This window comes from Providencia sp. PROV252 (genome assembly GCF_033676005.1).
GTDB classification, from domain to species: Bacteria; Pseudomonadota; Gammaproteobacteria; order Enterobacterales; family Enterobacteriaceae; genus Providencia; species Providencia vermicola.
In genome coordinates this window covers 1,142,883-1,161,752 of sequence record NZ_CP096294.1, presented here as the reverse complement: position 1 = coordinate 1,161,752, position 18,870 = coordinate 1,142,883, and the positions used below count along the sequence as shown (strand labels likewise).

Here is an 18,870-nt window from a genome sequence, read left to right as displayed (position 1 = left end):
TAATTCGCTGAATTTTAACAAAGGTATAATAACAAAACTAGATACCACGCAAACTATTTATGCTATTGCCATAAAATTTTCAATACAGATAGCTCTGAGTTATTGAAAATCAAGGTTTAAACACAACAGTGCTACCTGCTTTATTAAATGTATCATAGACCTCACGGCTAGGTGGTTTTGGCATTGTCGCAAGTTTCGCTGCTCTAATTGCCGCATCACATAACGCTGCATCATTGGTCGGGCTATTCTTTGGCGTAATACTCACCAATAATCCATCTGGAGCAAGTTTCAATTGTAGCTCACAGGTCCGCCCACGAAACGTATCCGAATCATAGAACTTGCTTTGAATCGCCGCTTTGACTTTCCCTGCATAACTGTCTACATCTGCATTAGAGGCCCCAGATTTTTTACCACCACCACTTCCTGCAGCAGCTTGGCCACCTTTTTTGCTTGGGCCTGATGCGGTTAAATCACCGAGTAAATCATCAACTGAAGCGGCATTTTTGGCAGCTTCCGCTTTGGCTTTCGCGGCTTTTGCTTTGGCTTCTTTGTCTGCTTTTTCTTTCGCTTCTTTATCTGCCTTGGCTTTAGCTTCTTTATCGGCTTTTACTTTGGCCTCTTTTTCGGCTTTTTCTTTGGCTTCTTTTTCAGCTTTTTCTTTGGCTTCTTTTTCGGCTTTAGCTTTAGCGGCTTCGGCTTCTTTTTGCGCTTGAGCTTCGGCTTTGGCTTTTTCTGCCGCTTGCTCTTTAATTAACTTTTCTTTCTCTGCTTTTGCTTTTGCAGCCGCTTCTTCCGCAATTTTCTGCTCTTCCTTCGCTTTCTTCGCGGCATCTAACGCTTTTTTCTGTTGTTCCTCAGCTTGTTTTTGTTGCTCAGCTGTATCACGTTCAGTTTTAATCCGCTCTTCTTCCAGTTTTTGAAGGCGTTTTTGTTCCTTCTCTTGCTGTTCTCTTAGCTCAGCGTCTTGTTTCTGCTCTTGTTCTTTGCGCTCTTTAGCCGCTTGTCTGGCCATGTTTTGTTGTTTTTGCATTTCTTCATACTGCTCAACAACCACGCCAGGGTCGACCATCACCGCATCGATGACAGTCCCTTCTTCTCCGCCACCACCAAGTTTGACGACGGAAACTAAAGAGCCTATAACGATCAAACCAATCAACAGGACGTGCAGAACCACTGACATCACAAGTGACCGGTTTAAGTTATCTTTTTTCTCTTTTGTCTTTCCCACTCTGGTATCCAAAAAAAGATGTGTGACTTATTCAAACCACAACAACCCAGCCTAGATAGGCTGAGTCATCAAGCCGACAGATTTAATCCCTGCGCTGTGCAAAATGTTCAATGCTTTAATCACTTCTTCATAAGGCACTTCTTTTGCCCCCCCAATTAAGAAAATCGCTTTGGGATTTTTCGCTAATTGAGCTTTAGCTTCAGCTGCAATCTGTTCTGGTGGAAGCAATTCTAACACCTCGCCATCAAGGCGCATATTGTATTGCCCCACTCCCGATACTTCTAAAATAATCGGTGGGTTATCACTTGATGATACGGTTTGTGTATCAGTTGCATCCGGCAATTCAACTTCCACGCTTTGAGAAATAATGGGTGCAGTTGCCATAAAGATCAGCAAAAGTACCAATAATACATCCAGCAATGGAACAATGTTAATTTCGGATTTCAGCTCACGTCTGCGACTTGTGCGCGCCATTCGCTTATCTCCCCGTATTATTTCTTATCAGCAGAGAAGGCTTGACGATGCAAGATGGCTAAAAATTCTTCCATAAAGTTATCGTAGCTTTGTTCTAACTTGTTGACACGCTGGTTTAAACGGTTATACGCCATAACCGCTGGAATTGCGGCAAACAGACCAATTGCTGTCGCGATCAGTGCTTCTGCAATACCAGGTGCAACCATTTGCAATGTCGCTTGTTTAACCGCACCTAATGCAATAAATGCGTGCATGATCCCCCAAACCGTACCAAATAAACCAATATACGGGCTAATTGACCCGACGGTACCTAAGAATGGGATATGTGCCTCTACGGATTCTAATTCACGATTCATTGAAATACGCATTGCACGGGAAGCCCCTGTAACCACGGCATCAGGTGCATGAATATTCGCTTGATGTAAACGAACAAACTCTTTAAAACCTGAGTGGAAAATTTGTTCTGCGCCACTGAGTTCATCACGACGCGCTTGGCTTTCTTTATATAAGCGCGATAGCTCGATTCCTGACCAGAACTTATCCTCGAATGCCTCTGCTTCACGGCTAGCGGCATTTAAAATTTTGGTTCTTTGAATGATGATCGCCCATGATGCAATAGAAAAACCGATCAAAACGAACATAATAAGCTGAACCAAAAGGCTCGCTTTTAGGAATAAATCCAGGATATTCATGTCAGTCACTGTTTAAACTCCGCGACAATAGACTTAGGAAGCGCTGTAGGCTTCATTTTTGATGTGTCCACACAAGCAATTAGGGCATTAGCCCCACAAAGCAGGTTACCTTGCGAATCAACTAACCTTTGATGAAAGGTTAATGAGGCGCGTTTCATTTCAACGATTTGCGTCTCAACTTCCAACATATCATCCAACCGAGCGCCCTTCACAAAATCAATTGTCATGCTACGCACAACAAAGCCAAGGTTCTCAGCAAGCATACTTTGCTGATTGATCCCTTTATTTCGCAACATTTCTGTTCTAGCCCGCTCAAAAAAAGCTAAATAGCGCGCGTGATAAACCACACCGCCCGCATCTGTATCTTCATAATACACGCGAACAGGCCAGCGAAATAACATATCAACCACTCCGTCTTAGGTTAAATTCATTAACGGTGCCACTATACGCAAGACAGTGTCAGTTTGGAATCACTTTGAAAGTAAAGATATCAAAAATAATTATGGGTCCATTGACCCACAATTAGCAATTAGAATTATCTAAAGACTTGAAAAAGTCCCCAGATAAGAATGATGGCAGCTGGCAATGGGTGAAAAACGGCACGAAAGATAACTTTTTGAGGTTTAAAACCCACCCCAAAAATCATCGCTGTACAGGTTGCCCAAATTAATAACAAGCCTTGCCATATTTGGAAAGAACTGGTTTTGGCTGCGAACATAGTTGGATCCCACATTACCGCACCAGCTGTCACTAAAGCTAAAATAAGGATAAGGGCCCTTATCGGCCCCTTATCCAATAGCTGATAGGTTTTATCCACCAGCATTTACTTACTCACCATCTTTAGCGGCTTTAGAGTCTTCAGAGTGCTCTAACGCTAATGCTGCAATCACTGCAAAACTACAAGCTAACAGCGTGCCGAGGATCCAGGCGAAATACCACATAGTTATGCTCCTTAATACAGTGAGTGCTTGTTGCCTTCGATGAAGTTTTTGTCCAGACGACCAAACATTTTGTAGTAACACCATGCGGTGTATGCCAGTACGATTGGAACAAAGATAATAGCAACCACAGTCATCACTTGCAGAGTAAACAAGCTAGAAGTCGCATCCCACATGGTCAAGCTTGCATTTGGCATGATGCTTGAAGGCATGATGAATGGGAACATTGCTACACCACAAGTTAAAATGATACACGCGATTGTTAATGAAGAGCTGACAAACGCCCAACCATTTTTGTCTGCTTTACTAAACAGCATGGTTAATAATGGCAGTGCTAGACCCAGTGCAGGCAGAGCCCACAGGATTGGGTAGGTGTTGAAGTTAGTCAACCAAGCACCTGAAACAATCTCTACTGTTTTATTCAGTGGGTTTGACACTGCATGGTGATCAATCGCTGAAGTGATAACATAGCCATCGATTCCCATTACCAGCCAAACACCCGCACCTGCAAACGCTAACAGTGTAACTAGTGCACAAATATACGTTGTTTTACGCACACGGAGATACAGCTCGCCAGTCGTACGCATTTGCAGATAAGTTGCACCTTGGGTAACAATCATCATTAAACCAACCACACCGGCTAACAGACCATATGGGTTCAGCAGACCAAACAGGTTACCAGTATAAGTCAGGTACTGTTGGTTATCGATTTGCAGTGGAACACCCAGTAACAGGTTACCAAACGCAACACCGATAACTAATGGTGGAACGAAACCACCAATAAACAGACCCCAGTCCCACATGTTACGCCATTTTGGGTTCTCCAGTTTTGAACGGTAGTCGAAACCAACCGGACGGAAGAACAATGCCGCTAAGACCAAAATCATGGCGATATAGAAACCAGAGAATGATGCAGCATAGACTTGTGGCCATGCAGCAAACATCGCACCACCAGCTGTGATTAACCAAACTTGGTTACCATCCCAGTGCGGCGCAACGGCATTAATCATGATACGGCGTTCAGTATCTGTTTTACCTAAGATAGGTAATAAGAAGCCAACGCCCATGTCAAAGCCATCCGTGACAGCAAATCCAATCAGTAATACACCGATAAGGATCCACCACACAAACCGAAGAACTTCATAATCAAACATAAGTGGCTCCTATTTACTGAACGTCGTGTGCAGAAGTGTTTTTCTGTTCAAAGTGATAACGACCGGTTTTTAGGCTGCTAGGCCCTTTACGAGCGAATTTGAACATTAAGAACATTTCAGCAATTAAGAACAGCGTGTACAGACCACAGATCAGTACCATAGAGAAGATCAGGTCATGAGTTGTCAAATTAGAGTGTGCGACCGAAACAGGTAACACTTCACCAATTGCCCATGGCTGACGACCATATTCTGCAACGAACCAACCCGCTTCAATTGCAATCCATGGTAATGGGATACCAATCAAGGCGATACGTAACAGCAGTTTGCTTTGACCAATACGGTTGCGAACGACTGACAGGAATGCCCAGCTAATGATTAACAGTAACAGGAAGCCGACACCAACCATGATACGGAATGCCCAGAACAGAGGACCGACGTTCGGAATACTGTCTTTAACCGCTTTTTGAATCTGCGCTTCTGTTGCATCAACAACATTTGGTGCATATTGTTTTAACAGAAGACCGTAACCCAGATCTTTTTTGCTTGCTTCGAATGCTGCACGCAAATCAGGATCTTTGTTACCCGCTAAAAGCTCTTGTAACTGACCATATGCAACCATACCGTTACGGATACGAACTTCATGCTGTTTCATCAGGTCTTTCAGACCTAATACAGGCGTATCAATAGAACGAGTTGCAATGATACCCATCGCCCAAGGAATCGAGATAGCAAATTTGTTTTCTTGCTTCTCAGTATCTGGCCAAGCGATTAAGTTAAACGCAGCTGGTGGAGCATGGGTTTCCCACTCGGCTTCAACAGCAGCTAATTTGGTTTTTTGAACGTCACCCATTTCGTAACCTGATTCATCACCAAGAACGATAACAGACAGAACGGCAGCAATACCAAAACTTGCAGCAATTGCAAAAGAACGTTTAGCAAAAGCAACATCACGACCTTTAAGCAGGTAGTAAGAGCTAATACCAAGGATAAACATTGCACCGGTACAATAACCCGCAGCAACTGTGTGGACAAACTTAACCTGCGCAACTGGGTTTAAGACTAGCTCAGAGAAGCTAACCATTTCCATACGCATTGTTTCGAAGTTGAAATCAGCAGCGATTGGGTTTTGCATCCAACCATTCGCAACCAAGATCCACAAAGCAGAGAAGTTAGAACCTAAAGCAACTAACCATGTTACAGCTAGATGTTGTTTTTTGCTTAAACGATCCCAACCAAAGAAGAATAAACCGACAAACGTTGATTCTAGGAAGAACGCCATCAGACCTTCGATTGCAAGAGGTGCACCGAAGATATCTCCAACATAGTGCGCGTAGTAAGACCAGTTAGTACCAAATTGGAACTCCATGGTCAGACCCGTTGCAACACCCAGAGCAAAGTTAATACCAAATAACTTACCCCAGAACTTAGTCATATCTTTATAAATTTGCTTGCCAGACAGCACATATACCGTTTCCATGATCGCAAGCAAAAACGCCATACCGAGCGTTAATGGTACGAACAGGAAGTGATACATCGCAGTTAAGGCAAACTGTAATCGTGACAGTTCGACAATATCAAACATCTTGACTCCTTGCTCCTAGCAGGAAGACACCGACTTGCGGCAACCCAGCTTCCAAATTATGTTTTTAGAAAGCCTCTTAACTACCAGCAAAAAATGCCTCAAAACAACAAATAATTAACAAAATTAAAAGAACGAACGTTACTATAATAATAGTACGCCTATCTTCACACACAATAAACTTCTTTTACGTGACTCAGATTTGAATTCTGAATTTACATCAATAATTATACTCTTTAATAGAAAACCGAGTATTTGATCGAGCACCAATTTAAGCAATTTAACAGAATAAAGCTAGTTCCAATGAATTGATTTACGTCAATTTTTTTCACCTTGTTAATTGTTCTGAGTCTCAGTCAATTAATAGTTATTTACTTGTTAATGCACTGTTATTGGTATTGATATAAATGTACTTAATTTTCCCAAAGATTAACAAAAAAATATAATCTTTGTATTAAGGTCTCTAAAAAAGAATATTTAATTTGTAATAGTATCTTATTTTAAAGTTATTATGAATTTTATTAATATACGAATCTAACTCAACTAAATTCCTATATTCAGATAATTCATTCCTCCTAAAAGTTATAAAATTGATGTGCCGCAATTTCGCTATTTTTTGCATAAAGTGCGAACGATAGCCTCACAATCCATCAATGCACACAACAGTTAACCCCAATCCCCCATGACAGAGCCTATGAACGCATTTTTTAAGTATAGACACTCTTTTTTAGAAAACCTTATAAGTGGTACAGAAATTCTGTTAAGTCTTTGTATCTAGCCTTACGACAAGCAAAAAAAACCCGTACTCAAACAAGCACGGGCTTTTGTCTCTTACAGTTGCTAGTTTCCTAGCGGGTCATTTACTTATTCAGTAATGATTTAACGGCATCACCGATGTCTGCAAGGCTACGAACGGTTTTCACGCCCGCCGCTTCTAATGCAGCAAATTTTTCATCTGCGGTACCTTTACCGCCAGCGATAATTGCACCAGCGTGCCCCATACGTTTGCCTTTCGGCGCAGTCACACCTGCGATGTAACCAACAACAGGTTTAGTCACGTGCTCTTTAATATAAGCTGCCGCTTCTTCTTCTGCGTTACCACCGATTTCACCGATCATGACAATCGCTTCAGTTTGTGGGTCAGCTTGGAATAATTTCAAGATATCAATGAAGTTAGAACCTGGGATTGGGTCACCACCGATACCAACACAAGTAGATTGACCTAAGCCTGCATCTGTCGTTTGTTTAACCGCTTCATAAGTCAGTGTACCTGAACGTGAAACGATACCGACTTTACCTGGTAAGTGAATGTGGCCAGGTTGGATACCAATCTTACATTGACCTGGAGTGATAACACCTGGACAGTTTGGACCAATCATGCGAACGCCAGCTTCGTCTAATTTCACTTTCACCGTCAGCATATCCAGCGTTGGGATACCTTCAGTGATAGTGATGATCAGTTTAATGCCTGCATCGATAGCTTCTAAGATAGAATCTTTACAAAATGGCGCTGGAACGTAGATAACAGAAGCGGTTGCACCCGTTGCTTCAACGGCTTCACGCACAGTGTTAAATACTGGCAGGCCAAGGTGAGTTGTGCCACCTTTACCTGGAGTCACACCACCAACCATTTGTGTTCCATAAGCAATTGCTTGTTCTGAGTGGAATGTACCTTGACCACCGGTGAAACCTTGGCAAATTACTTTGGTGTTTTTATCGATTAAAATAGACATTATTTAGCCTCCGCTGCTGCTACTGCTTTTTTAGCTGCGTCAGTCAGGCTGTTTGCAGCGATAATGTTCAAGCCGCTGTCTGCCAGTTTCTTAGCACCTAACTCAGCATTGTTACCTTCTAAACGCACAACTACTGGTACATTTACACCAACTTCTTCAACTGCACCAATGATGCCGTCTGCAATCAGGTCGCAACGAACGATACCACCAAAGATGTTAACGAAAACCGCTTTCACGTTTTCATCAGAAAGGATGATTTTAAATGCTTCAGTAACACGCTCTTTTGTTGCGCCGCCGCCAACGTCTAAGAAGTTAGCAGGTGCACCGCCGTGCAGTTTAACGATGTCCATGGTACCCATTGCGAGGCCTGCACCGTTAACCATACAACCGATATTGCCATCTAGTGCAACGTAGTTCAGTTCCCACTGAGCCGCTTGTGCTTCACGCGCATCTTCTTGAGATTCGTCACGCAGTTCACGGATTTCAGGTTGGCGGTATAATGCATTACTGTCGATGCCTAATTTACCATCTAAACACACTAAATCACCTGCTGTGCTGATAACCAGAGGGTTGATTTCGGCTAATGCTAAATCACGCTCAAGGAACAGTGTCGCCAGACCCATGAAAATTTTCGCGAATTGGCTAACTTGTTTGCCCGTTAAGCCTAATTTGAACGCTAATTCACGGCCTTGGAAAGGCATTGGGCCTGTCAGTGGGTCGATAATGGCTTTGTGGATCAATTCTGGTGTTTCTTCAGCAACTTTCTCAATTTCCACACCACCTTCAGTCGATGCCATGAAAACAACGCGACGAGTGCTACGGTCAACAACCGCACCTAAATATAACTCTTTCGCAATGTCAGTCGCCGTTTCGACCAAAATTTGGTTAACTGGCTGGCCGTTTGCATCTGTTTGATAGGTAACTAAATTTTTACCTAACCAGTTTTCTGCGAAAGCTTTAACTTCGTTGATATCGCTAGTAACTTTAACGCCGCCAGCTTTACCGCGTCCACCTGCGTGAACTTGGCATTTAATTACCCATGGGCCGTTGCCAATTTTTTTCGCAGCATCGACGGTTTCAGCGACTGATGAACAGGCATAACCTGTTGGTGCAGGCATCCCATAACGTGCAAACAACTGTTTTGCCTGGTACTCGTGTAAATTCATGATGTTCTATCCATAATTGAGTCTGAAGAGGCGTTTATTCGCCTCCTGCAATTGTTACTGATTTAGCAACCCGCGAACGGGCTGCATCGGTTACTTCAGACCGGGCAGGTTGTTCCCTACCCTGTTATGTTGCTATACGTCCAGCAGTAAACGAGTTGGATCTTCCAGCATATCTTTGATAGCGACTAAGAAGCCGACTGACTCGCTACCATCGATTAAGCGGTGGTCATAAGACAGCGCTAAGTACATCATAGGAAGAATCTCTACCTTACCATTTACAGCCATAGGGCGGTCTTTAATGGCATGCATGCCTAAAATTGCGCTCTGTGGTGGGTTAATGATAGGTGTAGACATCAGAGAACCAAATACGCCACCATTAGTAATAGTGAAGTTACCGCCGCTTAAGTCTTCAACAGTTAATTTACCGTCACGACCTTTAACAGCCAGTTCTTTAATTTTCTTCTCGATATCCGCCATGCTCATTGCATCAACATCGCGCAGCACTGGGGTGACCAGGCCACGAGGCGTTGATACTGCGATGCTGATATCAAAATAGTTATGGTAAACCACATCGCTGCCATCGATAGAAGCGTTCACTTCTGGATAGCGTTTCAGTGCTTCAACCGCAGCTTTTACATAGAAAGACATAAAGCCTAAACGTACACCGTGACGTTTTTCAAACGCTTCGCCATACTGTTTACGTAAGTCTTTGATTGGTTGCATGTTGATTTCGTTAAACGTGGTCAACATTGCTGTGGTGTTTTTCGCTTCTAACAGACGCTCAGCGATACGTTTACGTAAACGTGTCATTGGAACACGTTTTTCGCTACGGTGTGCCAAAGGAGCCTGTGGTGCAGCTGGTGCAGATGCTGCTGGCGCTGCAGATTTGTTTGCTGCTAAGTGTTTTTCAACATCTTCGCGCGTTAAACGACCACCAACACCAGTACCTTTAATATCCGCAGGGTTCAGGTCATGCTCTGCAATCAGGCGACGAATTGCTGGGCTCAGCGCATCGTTGCTTTCGGTTTCCAGACTTGCAGTTTGACGTTGTGCTGGTGTTGCTTCTTGTGATTCTTTCACTTCTGCTGGGATGCCAGTGCTATCACCCAAACGAATACGACCTAACAGTTGTTTAGATAATACCGTTGCGCCTTCGTCTTCTACAATAGCTTCTAATACGCCAGCTTCGCTCGCAGGCACTTCCAGTACCACTTTATCTGTTTCGATCTCAACCAGGACTTCATCACGCTGAACACTGTCACCTGGTTTTTTATGCCATGTGGCAACCGTAGCATCGGCAACGGACTCAGGAAGATCGGGAACAAGAATTTCTACGCTACTCATTTTCTATCCTTTAATTATTCAATGTTCAAAGCGTCATTTACCAGAGCTTTTTGTTGCTCTTGGTGTACGGACGTATAGCCAACTGCTGGAGATGAAGAAGCAGCTCGACCTGCATAACGTAAAGTTGCCCCTGCAGGGATAGCTTCACGGAAATTATGTTGACTGCAATACCAAGCACCTTGGTTTAATGGCTCTTCTTGGCACCATACAAAGTCTTTCACATGGCTAAATTGCGACAACGCTTTTTGGATATCATCGTGTGGGAACGGATACAGCTGCTCAATACGAACGATAGCCACGTCAGTTTGTTCATTTTTACGACGTTGTTCTAACAGATCGTAATAGACTTTCCCTGAACACATAACGACGCGTTTCACATTTTTCGGATTGATTTCATCGATTTCACCGATAACAGGTTCAAATGTACCATTTGCCAGTTCTTCCATGCTAGACACCGCTAATGGATGACGCAGCAGGGATTTTGGTGACATCACAATCAGAGGACGACGCATGCCACGTAAGGCTTGGCGGCGTAACATGTGATAAACCTGAGCAGGTGTTGACGGCACACACACTTGCATGTTTTGGTCAGCACACAGTTGTAGGTAACGTTCTAAACGTGCAGATGAGTGCTCTGGGCCCTGACCTTCATAACCATGAGGCAGTAACATCACCAGACCACACATACGACCCCATTTTTGCTCACCAGAGCTAATAAATTGGTCGATAACCACTTGCGCACAGTTCGCGAAGTCACCAAATTGTGCTTCCCAAATGGTTAAAGCACGAGGTTCAGTGGTTGCATAGCCGTATTCGAATGCCAATACCGCATTTTCAGTCAGAACAGAATCCCAAACGTTAAATACGCCTTGGCCGTTATGAATGTTTTGCAGTGGAACGTAGACAGAACCGTTAGTTTGGTTGTGAATAACCGCATGACGATGGAAGAAGGTTCCGCGGCCGGCATCTTCACCCGATAAACGCACTGGAATGCCTTCATCAACTAACGTTGCATACGCTAAAGTCTCGGCAGCACCCCAGTCGAGTAATTTCTCGCCTTTCGCCATTTCTGCGCGATCCGCATAGATTTTCTCAACACGAGATTGCGCGACAACGCCTTCAGGGATAGTGCTGACTTTAACAGCCAGATCCGTTAAACGTTTGATATCAACTGTTGATTTGTAGGATGCATCCCATTCGTGGTTCAGATATGGTGCCCATGTGTATGAGTTCAGCCCCATTTCACGGTACTCTTCAACCACGCAGTTACCCGCATCTAACGCATCGCGGTACAGGTTAACCATTTCCGTCACATCATTTGCACTCAATACGTTTTCTGCAATTAAGCGGTCTGCGTAGATTTTACGTGGCGTTGGGTGCTGTTTGATTTTTTGGTACATCACAGGCTGAGTTGCACTTGGCTCATCGGCTTCGTTATGACCATGACGGCGATAACAGACTAAATCGATCATCACATCGCGTTTAAAGGTATTACGGAAATCCAGCGCTAAACGTGTGACAAATGAAACCGCCTCTGGGTCATCTGCATTCACGTGGAAAATTGGCGCCTGAACCATCTTCACAATGTCAGTACAGTATTCAGTTGAACGAGTATCTTTAGGGTTAGAAGTGGTGAAACCAATTTGGTTGTTAATGACGATACGCATGGTACCGCCCACTTCATAACCACGTGCTTGAGACATGTTCAGGGTTTCTTGCACAACACCTTGGCCAGTCACTGCGGAGTCACCGTGAATGGTGATTGGCAGAACCATGTTGCTGCGACCTTCATCTAAACGGTCACGACGAGCGCGTACAGAACCGATGACCACTGGGCTAACGATTTCAAGGTGCGATGGGTTAAATGCCAGCGCTAAGTGAACACGTGAACCCGCGGTTTCGAAGTCAGAAGAGAAGCCTTGGTGATATTTAACGTCGCCCGCACTTGAATGATCTTTATGTTTACCTGCGAATTCATCAAATAATTCGCCTGGTTTTTTACCTAAGATATTAACCAGTACGTTTAAACGACCACGGTGCGCCATACCAAGAACAACTTCGCGAGTATCTTGTTTGCCAGCATGGTGGATTAAGTCTTTCAGCATTGGGATCAGTGAATCACCACCTTCCAATGAGAAACGTTTTGCACCTGGGAATTTAGCCCCGATGTAACGCTCAAGACCTTCAGCCGCAGTTAACTCAGACAGGAAACGTTTTTTCTCATCCGCAGAGAAAATTTTAGACACATCAACAGACTCAAGGCGTTGTTGAATCCAACGTTTTTCTTCTGTATTCGTGATGTGCATATATTCCGCACCGATTGAACCACAGTAAATGCGTTTCAGGTTGTCATATAGCTCGCTGAGTTTCATGGTTTCTTTGCCGATAGCAAAAGAACCGACGTTGAAGGTTTCGTTGAAATCTTCTTTCGTTAAGTTATGAAACGCTGGGTCCAAATCTGGAACAGATTCACGTTTCCAAAGCCCTAACGGGTCAAGGTTAGCATTTTGGTGTCCGCGAAAGCGGAATGCATTAATTAACTGCAAAACTTTAACTTGTTTTGCGTCGATAGCTGGATCGCTAACAGAGGTGTGATAACGTGTAGAGTCTTTTGCTAAGCGACGGAAGTAATCGCGCGCTTGGGAGTGGAATTGCTCACCGCTAGTGCCGAGGGCTGCACCAGGTAGTTGCTCAAAAATGGCTTTCCACTCGGCATCGACAGAGTTAGGGTCAGTCAGATAATCTTCATAGAGCTGTTCTATATATGTCTGGTTCGCGCCTGCCAGAAAGCTTGAATCCAGCCAGTCCTTCATTACGCCGTTCTGCATTGTGATCCCTTAAGCTTTATAAGCTTTAGTTTTCGCCGTGGTTAACTAATCGTCGCATTTAAGCGACCTCGATAAAGGTTCTCTTGGACGTGCTTTATGCATGTTCTCTCTTTGGGAGGCCCTTTATCAGTAAGGGTTTCCCTTTTAAGGAACCTTTAAAAACTGGCTACGGTTTTTAAAGGCCCCTAAGATTACGCTTTCGTCTTCTTCATCTTTTGCAGTTGGCTATTTTTTTTACTTTTTACTGTTGCTTTTGTTACGTTCACTTTTTTGCGCTTTTGTTGTTACAACGTTTTTATTTAATGCTACGTTTTATTGATGACAATGTTACTTTCTGATGACCTTTAAGGATATTTGGTTTTCGCGCTTTTGTGACCTTAAGCGCTATTTAAATCAAAATCTTGAATTTACTTTACGCTTTATTTTTAACTTATGTTTTTATTTCGTGCTATTTTCACTTTAGCCCGCAGTACCAAGGCACTGCGGGTTAAATTTAGCTATTAAGCGCTATGCTTTAGCAACATAGATTTAATATGACCAATAGCTTTTGTTGGATTTAGTCCTTTAGGGCATACATTGACACAATTCATGATGCTATGACAGCGGAAAACACTGAAAGCGTCGTTCAGATCATCTAATCGAGAATCGGTTTCAGTATCACGGCTATCAATCAAGAAACGATACGCCGCTAACAGGCCTGCTGGACCAATAAATTTGTCCGGATTCCACCAGAAAGATGGGCAAGAAGTCGAACAACATGCACACAAGATGCACTCGTATAAACCATCGAGTTTTTCACGTTGTGCAGGAGTTTGTAAATTCTCACGCGCTGGCGGATTTTTGTTATCGTTAATCAGATATGGACGGATTTTTTCGTATTGAGTGTAGAACTGAGTCATGTCGATGATCAGGTCACGCACAACAGGCAGACCTGGCAACGGACGAATGACAATTTTCTTCCCACCACGAATTAAAGCAGACAATGGCGTGATACAAGCCAAGCCGTTTTTACCGTTCATGTTCAGACCATCAGAACCACATACCCCTTCACGGCAAGAACGGCGGAAGGATAATGTTGGGTCTTGCTCTTTGATTTGGATTAACGCATCCAGCAACATCATGTCACGCCCTTCTGGCACTTCTAGCGTGTAATCTTGCATACGTGGTGCGTTGTCCACATCAGGATTGTAGCGATAAATCGAAAATTGTAATTTCATAGTTTATTTCTCCGCAACTGGATTAACACCACGCATTAGTAGGTACGAATTTTCGGTGGGAAGGCTTCACGCAATTTTGGTTGCATGTTGACTTCACGACGCGTCATCGTTTCAGATTGCGGTAAATACAATGAGTGACATAACCAATTCGCATCATCACGCTCTGGATAGTCAAAGCGGCTATGCGCCCCACGACTTTCTGTACGGAAGTTTGCTGCTTGTGCAGTTGCATAAGCGGTTTCCATCAGGTTATCCAATTCTAAACATTCGATACGCTGCGTATTAAACTCCGTTGACGTATCATCAAGGCGTGCATTTTGCAGGCGTTCGCGAATCACTTTTAGTTCTTCTAAACCTTTCGCCATTGCATCACCTTCACGGAATACTGAGAAGTTATGCTGCATACAGGTTTGCAGTGCTTTACGGATTTCGGTTGGATCTTCGCCTGTGCGTGCACCTTCCCAACGATTAAAGCGAGTCATTGCTGCATCGATGTCAGACTCAGAAGCATCACGCATTGAACCTTGTTCCATGATGGATTCTTTCAGGTGCAGACCCGCAGAGCGACCGAATACCACTAAGTCAAGCAGTGAGTTACCGCCTAAGCGGTTAGCGCCGTGTACTGATACACAAGCAATTTCACCAACAGCAAACAGACCTGGAATAACTTCATCTTCGCCTTTTTCATTATAGCGAATCGCTTGGCCAGTAACTTTCGTTGGAATACCGCCCATCATGTAGTGGCATGTTGGAATAACTGGGATTGGCTCTTTTATTGGGTCAACGTGCGCAAAGGTACGTGATAACTCAAGGATACCCGGTAAACGTGATTCCAGAACCTCTTTCCCTAAGTGGTCCAATTTCAGCTTAGCATGTGGCCCCCAAGGACCATCACAACCACGGCCTTCACGAATTTCAATCATGATTGAACGTGCAACAACATCACGACCTGCGAGGTCTTTCGCGTTTGGTGCGTAACGCTCCATGAAGCGCTCACCGTCTTTATTCAGCAAGTAACCACCTTCACCACGGCAACCTTCAGTGACCAGAACCCCAGCCCCTGCAATACCCGTTGGGTGGAATTGCCACATTTCCATATCTTGTAGTGGCACACCAGCACGCGCTGCCATCCCCACACCATCACCTGTATTGATATGGGCATTGGTGGTTGATTGGTAAATACGGCCTGCACCACCTGTTGCCAGGATGGTGGCTTTCGCTTTGAAGTAAACGAGTTCGCCTGTTTCCATACAAATTGCAGTACAACCTACAATATCGCCATCTTGGTTTTTAACTAAATCAAGGGCATACCACTCAGAAAAAATGGTGGTGTGGTTTTTTAAGTTCTGCTGATACAGCGTATGTAATAGTGCGTGCCCTGTACGGTCAGCTGCGGCTGCAGTACGCGCGGCTTGCTCGCCACCAAAGTTTTTAGATTGGCCACCAAATGGACGTTGATAAATGCTTCCATCATCAAGGCGCGAGAAAGGTAACCCCATATGTTCTAATTCGAGGATAGCTTCTGGGCCTGTCTTACACATATATTCGATAGCGTCTTGGTCACCGATGTAGTCAGAACCTTTTACGGTATCGTACATGTGCCATTCCCAGTTATCAGGGTGCGTGTTACCTAATGCAACCGTGATACCACCTTGCGCGGATACAGTGTGAGAACGGGTTGGAAAGACTTTTGACAGAAGTGCACAAGATAGGCCCATCTGTGAAATTTGAAGTGCTGCGCGCATACCTGCACCGCCAGCACCGATAACGATAGCGTCAAACTCTCTGATTGGCAGATTCATTTTATGCACCCCACACAACAATTGTTCCGTAAATTAAATAAGCCAACAGACCTACAATGATAGCCAGTTGCAGCACTAAGCGAATTGCCAGCGGCTTAACATAGTCAGTCAGCACTTGCCACATGCCAATCCATGCATGCACAAGAATCGAGAACAAAGTGAGGATAGTGAATACTTTCGTCACAGAGGAGGCAAAGAAACCGCGCCAGACTTCATAGGTAATGTCATTAATCGCAACAAAACCAACAATGTAGAGTACGTAGAGTGCAATGATAATCGCAGAGCCACGGATTAACAGCCAGTCCTGGATACCAGTACGGCCTAAAGCTGATGCATTACTTACCATACTAAGATCCCCGCCAGAATTGCCAGAATTACGGTAATAACAAATGTAATTTTTGCAGATGAGTTACCAGCAGCAAGGGTTTCATCAACACAGCCGAAATCCATTAACATATGACGGATACCACCACAAATATGGTAAGCCAATGCAGTCAGGATGCCCCAAAGAATGAACTTAGCAAAAAAGCCAGTCATTATTTCAGACGCGTATTGAAAACCTTCTGGAGAGGAGAGAGATGTCCCTAACAACCAAAGCAGAATACCAACTGCGATGAGAGTAATGACGCCAGAGACACGGTGCAAGATCGAAGATATTGCAGTGATCGGGAAGTGAATCGTCTGCAAATCAAGGTTGACAGGTCTTTGTTTTTTCACAATTTTGCCCACACAGCTCTTTATTATTTTCCATCCTCCGGACCTGGGGTGGAAATCAGACAGCGACAGGGGTACAAAATGCAACTTAACACAAACTCTAATCCATCATGTTTAAATAAAGTTGCATGCTGATCACGCTGGGAACTCCTACTACAGGGTAATCCGGAGACCTGCCGCTAGTATAAAGTCTTCACAATGCCATTACAATTCCCACACAAAATGTTTGGAGACATTTAGCCCGAACAGTGAGAAGGATCACGATTTAAACATTTTGTATAAATGTGCCTATGTTATTTGACAATGATTCAACATTTATCTTACATATAGGTCTGGCAGAATTATCTTAACGGTGTGGTTGACACTTCACCGTAAAAATAAAAACGTAAATGTTGCAATGTTAGATACTCCACAATTTGAACTATGATGGGTATTAATAACAAAAGTTATGAAAGTTGTTCCTCTTACCACAAATAATGATATTGTAGGGAAAACAACAAAAAGAACATAACATCTACACACTCATAAACAACCTAATTACATTGTCGTCGGTCGTCAGATTTCAGGTTTTATGTGATAGCGAGCTGATTTCCAAAGCATACCGGTAGAACAATGCACGAAGACACAGTATAACGCTGGGTTTCTGGGTTGTTGGGTGTCGATTATCAAGCGCTAAGGAGACCGTAAATGGCTGATAACAAAGCTAAGCTAATGACTGGTAGTGCGGGTGACATTGAACTCGATATTTTAAGCCCTACGATTGGTCAAGACGTTATCGATGTCCGAACTTTAGGTTCAAAAGGGTTCTTTACCTACGACCCTGGTTTTACTTCTACTGCATCCTGTGAATCAAAAATCACCTATATTGATGGTGATAAAGGTATTCTACTGCACCGTGGTTTCCCTATCGACCAACTCGCAACTGAAGCCTCTTATCTCGAAGTCTGTTATATCCTGCTGTACGGTGAAGCACCGACTCAAGAACAATACGACGTATTTAAAAATACGGTGACTCGCCATACCATGATCCATGAGCAAATTACACGCATGCTTAATGGTTTCCGCCGTGACTCACATCCAATGGCTGTATTATGTGGTGTAACAGGTGCTCTGGCGGCGTTCTATCACGATGCGTTAGATGTTAATAACCCTCGTCACCGTGAAATTACGGCTTATCGTTTGCTGTCCAAAATGCCAACTGTTGCAGCAATGTGTTATAAATATTCAATTGGCCAACCTTTTGTTTATCCACGTAATGATCTGTCATACGCGGGTAACTTCTTGCACATGATGTTCTCTACGCCATGTGAAGAATATACGGTAAATCCAGTTCTTGAACGTGCAATGGATCGCATTTTAATTCTGCACGCTGACCACGAACAAAATGCATCAACGTCAACCGTACGTACTGCGGGTTCATCGGGTGCAAACCCATTTGCTTGTATCGCAGCGGGTATCGCGTCTCTATGGGGGCCTGCACACGGTGGTGCTAACGAAGCTTGCTTACGCATGCTGGAAGAAATTCAGACTGTTGAGCACATTCCTGCGTTTATCGAACGTGCGAAAGACAAAAATGACTCTTTCCGACTGATGGGCTTTGGTCACCGCGTCTACAAAAACCACGACCCACGTGCCACTGTAATGCGTGAAACTTGCCATGAAGTTCTAAATGAACTGGGCTTGAACGACAGCTTACTGGAAGTCGCAATGGAACTGGAGCGTATTGCACTGAACGACCCGTACTTCATTGAGAAGAAACTGTACCCGAACGTTGACTTCTATTCAGGTATCATCTTGAAAGCAATGGGTATTCCATCTTCCATGTTTACTGTGATCTTCGCCATTGCGCGTACTATTGGTTGGATTGCACACTGGAACGAAATGCATGATGACGGCCTGAAGATTGCACGTCCTCGCCAGCTGTATACCGGTTATGACAAACGTGAATTCAACTCTGAATTAGCAAAAAAATAATATTTCGATAAATTCCAATCCCTACGT

17 protein-coding genes are annotated in these 18,870 nt (G+C 43.9%); 1 reads left to right on the top strand and 16 read right to left on the bottom strand.

What is annotated here, in order from left to right; translation table 11 throughout:
* Positions 1–109: 109 nt before the first annotated feature.
* From tolA to sdhC, 16 genes are all read right to left on the bottom strand, one after another.
* Positions 110–1,228 carry a cell envelope integrity protein TolA gene (gene tolA / locus M1F05_RS05075; RefSeq protein WP_206085309.1) on the bottom strand — a complete coding sequence of 373 codons (1,119 nt, stop codon included), beginning with the start codon at positions 1,226–1,228 and terminating at the stop codon, positions 110–112.
* Positions 1,229–1,279: 51 nt separating this feature from the next.
* Complete coding sequence (gene tolR / locus M1F05_RS05070; protein WP_047756399.1) at positions 1,280–1,702, bottom strand: colicin uptake protein TolR; 423 nt, start codon at positions 1,700–1,702, stop codon at positions 1,280–1,282.
* Between the two features lie 17 nt (positions 1,703–1,719).
* Positions 1,720–2,403 carry a Tol-Pal system protein TolQ gene (gene tolQ, locus M1F05_RS05065; RefSeq protein ID WP_206085308.1) on the bottom strand — a complete coding sequence of 228 codons (684 nt, stop codon included), beginning with the start codon at positions 2,401–2,403 and terminating at the stop codon, positions 1,720–1,722.
* The gene (ybgC, locus tag M1F05_RS05060; protein WP_206085307.1) at positions 2,400–2,804 is read right to left on the bottom strand and encodes a tol-pal system-associated acyl-CoA thioesterase; all 405 of its coding nucleotides are present in this window, start codon (positions 2,802–2,804) and stop codon (positions 2,400–2,402) included. Before ybgC ends, tolQ begins: the two co-directional genes overlap by 4 nt.
* Positions 2,805–2,929: 125 nt before the next feature.
* A complete protein-coding gene (gene ybgE, locus M1F05_RS05055; protein WP_206085306.1) occupies positions 2,930–3,217 on the bottom strand; it encodes a cyd operon protein YbgE in 288 nt (95 codons plus the stop codon).
* A 4-nt stretch (positions 3,218–3,221) separates the two neighbouring features.
* The gene (gene cydX, locus M1F05_RS05050) at positions 3,222–3,335 is read right to left on the bottom strand and encodes a cytochrome bd-I oxidase subunit CydX (protein ID WP_004909083.1); all 114 of its coding nucleotides are present in this window, start codon (positions 3,333–3,335) and stop codon (positions 3,222–3,224) included.
* Positions 3,336–3,346: 11 nt separating this feature from the next.
* Entirely contained in the window at positions 3,347–4,486 is a 1,140-nt protein-coding gene (gene cydB, locus M1F05_RS05045) for a cytochrome d ubiquinol oxidase subunit II (protein WP_206085305.1), read from the bottom strand.
* Between the two features lie 13 nt (positions 4,487–4,499).
* Complete coding sequence (gene cydA / locus M1F05_RS05040; RefSeq protein WP_206085304.1) at positions 4,500–6,068, bottom strand: cytochrome ubiquinol oxidase subunit I; 1,569 nt, start codon at positions 6,066–6,068, stop codon at positions 4,500–4,502.
* An 857-nt stretch (positions 6,069–6,925) separates the two neighbouring features.
* Entirely contained in the window at positions 6,926–7,798 is an 873-nt protein-coding gene (gene sucD, locus M1F05_RS05035; RefSeq protein ID WP_206085303.1) for a succinate--CoA ligase subunit alpha, read from the bottom strand.
* Positions 7,798–8,964: an ADP-forming succinate--CoA ligase subunit beta gene (gene sucC, locus M1F05_RS05030; RefSeq protein ID WP_206085302.1), complete on the bottom strand. Its 1,167-nt coding sequence runs from the start codon at positions 8,962–8,964 to the stop codon at positions 7,798–7,800. The genes sucD and sucC overlap by 1 nt, the downstream gene beginning before the upstream one ends.
* 132 nt (positions 8,965–9,096) lie before the next feature.
* A complete protein-coding gene (gene odhB / locus M1F05_RS05025) occupies positions 9,097–10,308 on the bottom strand; it encodes a 2-oxoglutarate dehydrogenase complex dihydrolipoyllysine-residue succinyltransferase (RefSeq protein ID WP_206085301.1) in 1,212 nt (403 codons plus the stop codon).
* Between the two features lie 14 nt (positions 10,309–10,322).
* Positions 10,323–13,136, bottom strand: a complete 2,814-nt coding sequence (gene sucA, locus M1F05_RS05020) for a 2-oxoglutarate dehydrogenase E1 component (RefSeq protein ID WP_206085300.1) — start codon at positions 13,134–13,136, stop codon at positions 10,323–10,325.
* A 500-nt stretch (positions 13,137–13,636) separates the two neighbouring features.
* Positions 13,637–14,353 carry a succinate dehydrogenase iron-sulfur subunit gene (locus M1F05_RS05015; protein WP_004256824.1) on the bottom strand — a complete coding sequence of 239 codons (717 nt, stop codon included), beginning with the start codon at positions 14,351–14,353 and terminating at the stop codon, positions 13,637–13,639.
* A 35-nt stretch (positions 14,354–14,388) separates the two neighbouring features.
* Positions 14,389–16,155: a succinate dehydrogenase flavoprotein subunit gene (gene sdhA / locus M1F05_RS05010; RefSeq protein ID WP_047756339.1), complete on the bottom strand. Its 1,767-nt coding sequence runs from the start codon at positions 16,153–16,155 to the stop codon at positions 14,389–14,391.
* Between the two features lies 1 nt (position 16,156).
* A complete protein-coding gene (gene sdhD, locus M1F05_RS05005; RefSeq protein ID WP_047756338.1) occupies positions 16,157–16,501 on the bottom strand; it encodes a succinate dehydrogenase membrane anchor subunit in 345 nt (114 codons plus the stop codon).
* The gene (sdhC, locus tag M1F05_RS05000; protein WP_004909059.1) at positions 16,495–16,884 is read right to left on the bottom strand and encodes a succinate dehydrogenase cytochrome b556 subunit; all 390 of its coding nucleotides are present in this window, start codon (positions 16,882–16,884) and stop codon (positions 16,495–16,497) included. Before sdhC ends, sdhD begins: the two co-directional genes overlap by 7 nt.
* 672 nt (positions 16,885–17,556) lie before the next feature.
* On the opposite strand from sdhC, the gene M1F05_RS04995 reads away from it, so the two are divergent.
* Complete coding sequence (locus M1F05_RS04995; RefSeq protein WP_206085299.1) at positions 17,557–18,843, top strand: citrate synthase; 1,287 nt, start codon at positions 17,557–17,559, stop codon at positions 18,841–18,843.
* The last annotated feature ends 27 nt before the right edge of the window (positions 18,844–18,870 follow it).

What these genes read in the sequence shown, in the direction of transcription:
- M1F05_RS04995 (WP_206085299.1), top strand. Translation starts at nt 17,557, where the DNA reads ATGGCTGATAACAAAGCTAAGCTAATGACTGGTAGTGCGGGTGACATT.
- sucA (WP_206085300.1), bottom strand. Translation starts at nt 13,136, where the DNA reads ATGCAGAACGGCGTAATGAAGGACTGGCTGGATTCAAGCTTTCTGGCA.
- odhB (WP_206085301.1), bottom strand. Translation starts at nt 10,308, where the DNA reads ATGAGTAGCGTAGAAATTCTTGTTCCCGATCTTCCTGAGTCCGTTGCC.
- cydA (WP_206085304.1), bottom strand. Translation starts at nt 6,068, where the DNA reads ATGTTTGATATTGTCGAACTGTCACGATTACAGTTTGCCTTAACTGCG.
- tolR (WP_047756399.1), bottom strand. Translation starts at nt 1,702, where the DNA reads ATGGCGCGCACAAGTCGCAGACGTGAGCTGAAATCCGAAATTAACATT.
- sdhD (WP_047756338.1), bottom strand. Translation starts at nt 16,501, where the DNA reads ATGGTAAGTAATGCATCAGCTTTAGGCCGTACTGGTATCCAGGACTGG.
- ybgE (WP_206085306.1), bottom strand. Translation starts at nt 3,217, where the DNA reads ATGCTGGTGGATAAAACCTATCAGCTATTGGATAAGGGGCCGATAAGG.
- sucC (WP_206085302.1), bottom strand. Translation starts at nt 8,964, where the DNA reads ATGAATTTACACGAGTACCAGGCAAAACAGTTGTTTGCACGTTATGGG.
- sdhA (WP_047756339.1), bottom strand. Translation starts at nt 16,155, where the DNA reads ATGAATCTGCCAATCAGAGAGTTTGACGCTATCGTTATCGGTGCTGGC.
- sucD (WP_206085303.1), bottom strand. Translation starts at nt 7,798, where the DNA reads ATGTCTATTTTAATCGATAAAAACACCAAAGTAATTTGCCAAGGTTTC.
- cydX (WP_004909083.1), bottom strand. Translation starts at nt 3,335, where the DNA reads ATGTGGTATTTCGCCTGGATCCTCGGCACGCTGTTAGCTTGTAGTTTT.
- cydB (WP_206085305.1), bottom strand. Translation starts at nt 4,486, where the DNA reads ATGTTTGATTATGAAGTTCTTCGGTTTGTGTGGTGGATCCTTATCGGT.
- M1F05_RS05015 (WP_004256824.1), bottom strand. Translation starts at nt 14,353, where the DNA reads ATGAAATTACAATTTTCGATTTATCGCTACAATCCTGATGTGGACAAC.